Source organism: Hoeflea sp. (assembly GCF_984452065.1).
Window position 1 is genome coordinate 1 of sequence record NZ_CFHWAF010000168.1, and the last position, 5,631, is coordinate 5,631.

Sequence of the window (5,631 nt, forward strand, 5' to 3'; positions counted from 1 at the left end):
GGCAGGAAGATCGGCACGAAGATGATGATGATCTCGGACCATTCCAGCGGCCAGCCCAGAAGGAAGATGATCAACTGGGCCATGATCAGGAACTGGATCGGCGTCAGGTTCAGCCCCTGGACGAATTCGGAAATGACATGTTCGCCGCCCAGGTAGGAAAACACCGCCGCAAAGATATACGAGCCGACGAAAAGCCAGCACACCATCGCGGTGGTTCGCACCGTCAGATAGACGCTCTGCCGCAACCGTTCCCAGGTCATCGCGCGATAGATCACAGCCAGCAGAAGCGAGCCAAGCGCACCGATAGACGCCGCCTCGGTCGGCGTGGCCAAGCCGAACAGGATCGACCCCAGAACAGCCAGAATGAGGAAAGCCAGCGGCAAGAACGATGTCAGGATCATGAGCAGCAATTGCCCCATCGAGACATCGGGCACTTCGTCATCGCCCGGCTTTGGCGCCGCCGACGGCTGCAACAGCGATCGACCTACGACATACACCAGATAAAGGCCGACCAGCACAAGGCCCGGAAGCAACGCGCCGGCATAAAGCCGGACGATCGAGACGTTGGAGGCGGCCGCATAGACGATCAGCATGATCGAAGGCGGAATGAGGATGCCCAGCGTACCGCCCGCGCAGATGATGCCGCTGGCAAATGACGGATTGTAGCGCGCCTTTAGCATCGCCGGCAGCGCCAGCAGTCCCATCAGCGTGACCACGGCGCCGACAATGCCGGTTGCGGTGGCGAAAAGCGCGCATGTGATCAGCGCGGCCACGCCCATCGAGCCGGGAATGTTCTTGGAGGCGATATTGAGCGTCGTGAACAGGCGATTGACGATGTTGGCCCGTTCCACGACATAGCCCATGAACAGGAATAGCGGCACCGCGGTCAGGATTTCGTTCGACATGACCGAAAAGGTCTGGTTGACGAACAGGTCGAACGCCCGGTTGTTGAAGAAACCCTCGATCCAGGTCGACCATTGGTCGAACAAGCTGGCGTCCTCGCCAAGCCGGTCATAGTCGCGCCACATGCGGCGCTCGTCGAAATAGGCGTAATATCCAAACCCGATACCCATTGCCATCAGCGTGAAGGCGATCGGAAATCCCATGAAGACGAAAATGATGAACAACCCCAGCATCATCAGAGCGATTTGAGGGTCGGTCATCATGGATTGTGGCCCCTCTCGACGACGTTGGCCTGGCGGATCAGAATGTCTTCGGTCTCGAAGACATCTTCGTCGGCCTCCAGCCATTCATTGGTGCGCATCGCCACAATGCAGCGCATCACCTGCGCAATTCCCTGAATGAAAAGCAGGATGCCGGCGACGACGATGACAGTCTTGAACTGGTAGATCGGCACGCCTGCCGGGCTGTTCACCGAAACCTCGCCGAAGCGCCACGAGCGCTCGGCATATTGCCAGCCGGCGAAAACCAATGCCGTAACGCCTGGAAAGAAGAACAGGATGTAGAGAACAAGATCGACCTTGGCCTGTGTACGCGGCTGCCATAGCCGATAAAGGAAATCGCCGCGGACATGTCCGCCGCGCGACAGCGTGTAGGCGCCTCCCATCATGAAGAGCGTGCCATACATGATGAATGACACATCCAGCGCCCACGCGGTGGGATTGTTCAACACATAGCGGACGAACACCTCATAGCCGGTGCCAGCCGCCATAAGGATGATCAGCCAGGCAAATGCCTTGCCAAACCACGCCGACAGATTGTCGGCGAACCGAATGAATCCGATCAAACGATCTTCCCCCAAAAAAGGTTACCCGGCGGCAGTGCCGCCCGCCGGGGTTGCAAGTGCGACCGTCGATCAAAGATTGAGGCGACCAGGGAAATAATGCTCGTAGGCCAGCGCATAGTCGGGCGCGTTCATCAGTTCATAGAATGTGACCTGCTCTACCCAGGCGCGTTGGCTGTCCAGGCACTTCTTGGCGAATTCGTCTTCCTCAAGGCTGGGAATGAGTTCGTCCCATGCAGCGATCTGGGCGGCGAGGATTTCCGGCGAGGTGCGGTGCACGGTCACGCCGGCGTCGTCCTGCAACCAACGCAGATCAGCGGAGTAGCGGCGCATAGCCTTGGCCGTGTTGGCCGTCGAAGCAGCCTCGGCCCCATGCTTGAGGATCGCCTGAAGGTCGGGATCGAGATCTTCCAGCGTGAAGGTGTTGAACAGGAATTCAAAGCTCTCCGAGGCCTGATGATAGGACGACAGATAATAGTTTTTGGCTACGTCATGGGCGCCGAAATCGCGGTCCGATGAAGGATTGTTGAACTCAAACGCATCAATCACCCCGCGTTCCATGGCCGGTACGATCTCGCCGCCGGGCAACTGAGCGACGGACATGCCCATCGATTGCAGCAGATCGGCCGCCAGACCCACCGTGCGGTATCTGAACCCTTGCAGATCGTCGACAGTGTTGACTTCGTCCTTGAACCAACCGAATGGCTGCGCCGGCATTGGAAAGCCCATATAGGAGACGACATCAAGGCCCATGATGTCCTGCATCAGTTCGCGAAGAAGCGCGTCGCCGCCGCCCTCGTAGAACCAGCTGAGCATGGTGGTCGCCGAACCGCCAAACACCGGACCGGTGCCGAACAGCGAGGCCGCCTTGTTCTTGCCGTACCAGTAGACCGGCACCGAATGGGCCGCGTCCAGAACGCCGTCATTGACCGCGTCGAGCACCTGGAAGGCGCCGACCACGGCGCCGGCCGGCAGAACGTCGATCCGCAGCCGGCCACCCGACATCGCTTCGACCCTGTCGGCATAGTCCTGGGCAAACTCCTGCCAGATGTTGGCCGCTCCCCAAGACGTCTGCATTCTGAGCACGATCGGCGCTTGTGCCAGCACCGCCGGAGCGGCGAGCGTACTTCCGGCGGCCACACCGCCAGCCAATGCGGATTTCTTCAGAAACGAGCGCCTGCTGACACGTTCATTCGCTTCAGCCGTTTCATTATTGTCAGTCATGGTCTTCCTCCAATTGCGGCCAAAATTTGCAAAGGCTCTCAACCCGTCACGAATGGCTGCTGTTGCTGATTGTGGCTGTTACTATACGCTGTTGGGACTATTACTATATGCTTGGTGCCGCGATCAAGCCAACTGCAAAAGTTGGACCGAGAACGGTTCGTTCGAATTGGGATCCAGTTCGCATCTCATGGGAAGACATTGCCAAATTGTCTGGCGAGGGAGTTCAGAGCAGCATGTCTCGCAATGCCATCGTGCCGACATAAAAGGACCGTGACGCCGGCGGGCCGATGCTCAAGGCGTCGCGCGCTTCTTCGCCTGGATCAGGCGTAACAGACGATTGGCCAAAGATGTCGAAGCGACCATCAAATCAGCAAGAGCATTCCTTTACGCCGCCTCTATCATGCTGATCATCAGACGCCTCGCACGAGCAGCATGAATTCGCGGATGGCCTCTTGATCGTCCGCCCGTCTTTCATTGCGACAACACGATCAGCCAATCGCTCCAAAAAAGCGCTGTCGTGGCTGACGATCAGGACGGCGGAACCGGCTTCGGCGGCAGTGCGCAGAAGATTGCTGACGCGCCAGGTGGAGAGACTGTCGAGGGCGCTGGTGGGTTCGTCTGCGACGATCAGCGGTGGGCCTTTAAGAGTCGCGCGCGCAATGGCAACACGTTGACATTGGCCGACCGAGAGTTCCGATGGCTGTGCCTCCGGGTCACACTCGCCAAGGCCGACCGAGGCCATGGCCATGACGGCCTTTGCCCGGCGGTCCGCTTTTGAAAGTCTCGCTTCGCCCGGAGCCGTGAGGGGTTCGGAGATGGAGCGCCAGACGGACCAATGGGGCACCAAGCTCCCGACCGGATCCTGGAAAATCGGCAGAATGGACCCAGGTGGCGTGAGAGCGTCGGACCGCCAGATCGTTCCGCTCGCGGGTGTTTCAATGCCCATCACCAGCCGCAGCAAAGTGGATTTGCCGCAGCCGGAAGGGCCCTGCAAGCCGACGATTTCACCGGCCTTTATCTCAAGATCCGCGGATTTGAGTGCTTGCACCTTGCCGTGGTTATAAGTCGTGGAGACGTCGTTCAACGTCAGCAACCGTTCTGACGAGGCTGGCTTCTGTCGTTTTGGCAGAGGCCTGAGAGCTTCAAGAAGGCGTTTGGTTTCCGGATGGCGGGCATTTTCCCTCAAGGCTCGCGGTGCACCTCGTTCGACGATGCGTCCCCCCTGCAAAACCGCCACCTCGTCCGCGTTCTTCAAGACAAGGTCAATGTCATGGCTGATCAAAAGCACGGCGCAGCCCAGGGTACGCAGGCTGTCGAGCACGGATTGGGCGCGCTCGGCGTCAAGGGCGCTTGTCGGTTCGTCGGCGATTATCAGCGGCGGGGCAAGCCCGCTGGCGGCCGCGATGCTGGCCCTTTGAAGCATGCCGCCACTCCAGGTGTGCGGATGCTGCGCCATCTTCACTGTCGCTTCAGGCACCCCGAGGGACGTCAGGCGGGTGCTGATGTTTTGCCAACTGGTTGTCAGCTCATGACAGCGCCAGGCTTCGGCCACATGGTCACGGACGGGCCGCAGCGGGTCGCAGGTCGACCATGGATCCTGGGCGACGAACCCAACTTCCCGTCCCCGAACGCTGCGCCAGCGCTCGGGCGTTGCGGAAGACATATCCTGGCTGCCGAGCGTGAGCTTTCCCGAGATACGGGTGCTGCGCGCATGAAGCCCCATCAGGGCCCGGGCAATGGTGGATTTGCCTTCCCCCGACCTGCCCAGCAGCGCAAAACATGTGTCCGGCCGCACGGCAAACGAAATGCCGTTCACCGGGGTCATGCCGTCCGGATAGGTCACAGTGAGGTTTTCGCATGCCAGCACCGGGGTCATTCGCCATCTCCGATTGCCGCGATGTCACGCAAGGCGTTTCCAACCAGATTGGCCGACAGGACAGAGAGGAAAATCAGCCCGGCGGGCGCGATCAGCAGCCAGGGCGCGAGGGAGAAATAGAGCCGGGATTCGGCAAGCAAGGCCCCCCATTCAGCATGGGGCGGCTGAACGCCAAGACCCAGGAAGGAGAACCCGGAAATGGCACCGATCATACCGCCAAGGGCGAGACTGGCAACGATGCCGACCTGAAGCGCGACACCGGGCAGGATATGGCCCGATATGATGCGCCAGCGGGGAATGCCGGCCATTTGGGCTACGATCACATGCGGTTTTTTACCGGCTGACAGCGCAAGGGAGCGCGACAGGCGCGCATACCAGGCCCAATCCGCGATGATGAGCGCGATCAGGAGATTGACGAAGCCGGGCCCCAAGAGCCCAAGGACGGCAAAGGCCAAAACCAGACCCGGCAGGGTCATGGCGATATCCGTCAGGCGCATCAACAGCGCGTCGGTCACGCCGCCTGCAAGGCCCGCAAGGCAGCCGATGGCCAGACCGATCAGGAACACGGCGCCGAGCACGAGGCCGGCGGCTCCGATGGAGCGATGCGCCCCGTCCATGGTCCGGCTGAGAAGATCGCGTCCGGTCGCATCCGTGCCGAAGGGATTGTCGAGGCTGGGAGGCTGCAGCGCCTTCAAATAGTCCGACACATCTGGGGCGTGTGGCGTCCAGAAGGCGCCAAGGATCGCGAAGATGATCAGAGCCAGACCGATCAACAGCCCGGCACGAC

4 protein-coding genes and 2 pseudogenes are annotated in these 5,631 nt (G+C 60.3%); 1 reads left to right on the forward strand and 5 read right to left on the reverse strand.

What is annotated here, in order from left to right:
• From AC5E6N_RS21580 to AC5E6N_RS21590, 3 genes are all read right to left on the reverse strand, one after another.
• A partial coding sequence (locus AC5E6N_RS21580) for a TRAP transporter large permease (protein WP_491749745.1) occupies positions 1-1,163 on the reverse strand: 1,163 nt, incomplete at its 3' end.
• On the reverse strand, positions 1,163-1,747 hold the full coding sequence (locus tag AC5E6N_RS21585; protein ID WP_491749746.1) for a TRAP transporter small permease subunit: 585 nt from the start codon (positions 1,745-1,747) through the stop codon (positions 1,163-1,165). The genes AC5E6N_RS21580 and AC5E6N_RS21585, both read right to left, overlap by 1 nt.
• A gap of 69 nt (positions 1,748-1,816) precedes the next feature.
• Positions 1,817-2,968 (reverse strand): TRAP transporter substrate-binding protein, encoded by a 1,152-nt coding sequence (locus tag AC5E6N_RS21590; protein ID WP_491749747.1) that lies wholly within the window; start codon positions 2,966-2,968, stop codon positions 1,817-1,819.
• Between the two features lie 298 nt (positions 2,969-3,266).
• Here AC5E6N_RS21590 and AC5E6N_RS21595 point away from each other — a divergent pair.
• Positions 3,267-3,404, forward strand: a pseudogene (locus AC5E6N_RS21595) (IS5/IS1182 family transposase); the annotation flags it as partial.
• A 180-nt stretch (positions 3,405-3,584) separates the two neighbouring features.
• On the opposite strand, the pseudogene AC5E6N_RS21600 reads toward AC5E6N_RS21595, so the two are convergent.
• Both AC5E6N_RS21600 and AC5E6N_RS21605 read right to left on the reverse strand, forming a co-directional pair.
• Positions 3,585-4,844, reverse strand: a pseudogene (locus tag AC5E6N_RS21600) (ABC transporter ATP-binding protein); the annotation flags it as partial.
• On the reverse strand, positions 4,841-5,631 hold a 791-nt coding region (locus tag AC5E6N_RS21605), incomplete at its 5' end, for an ABC transporter permease (RefSeq protein WP_491749748.1). The pseudogene AC5E6N_RS21600 and the gene AC5E6N_RS21605, both read right to left, overlap by 4 nt.

What these genes read in the sequence shown, in the direction of transcription:
- AC5E6N_RS21590 (WP_491749747.1), bottom strand. Translation starts at nt 2,968, where the DNA reads ATGACTGACAATAATGAAACGGCTGAAGCGAATGAACGTGTCAGCAGG.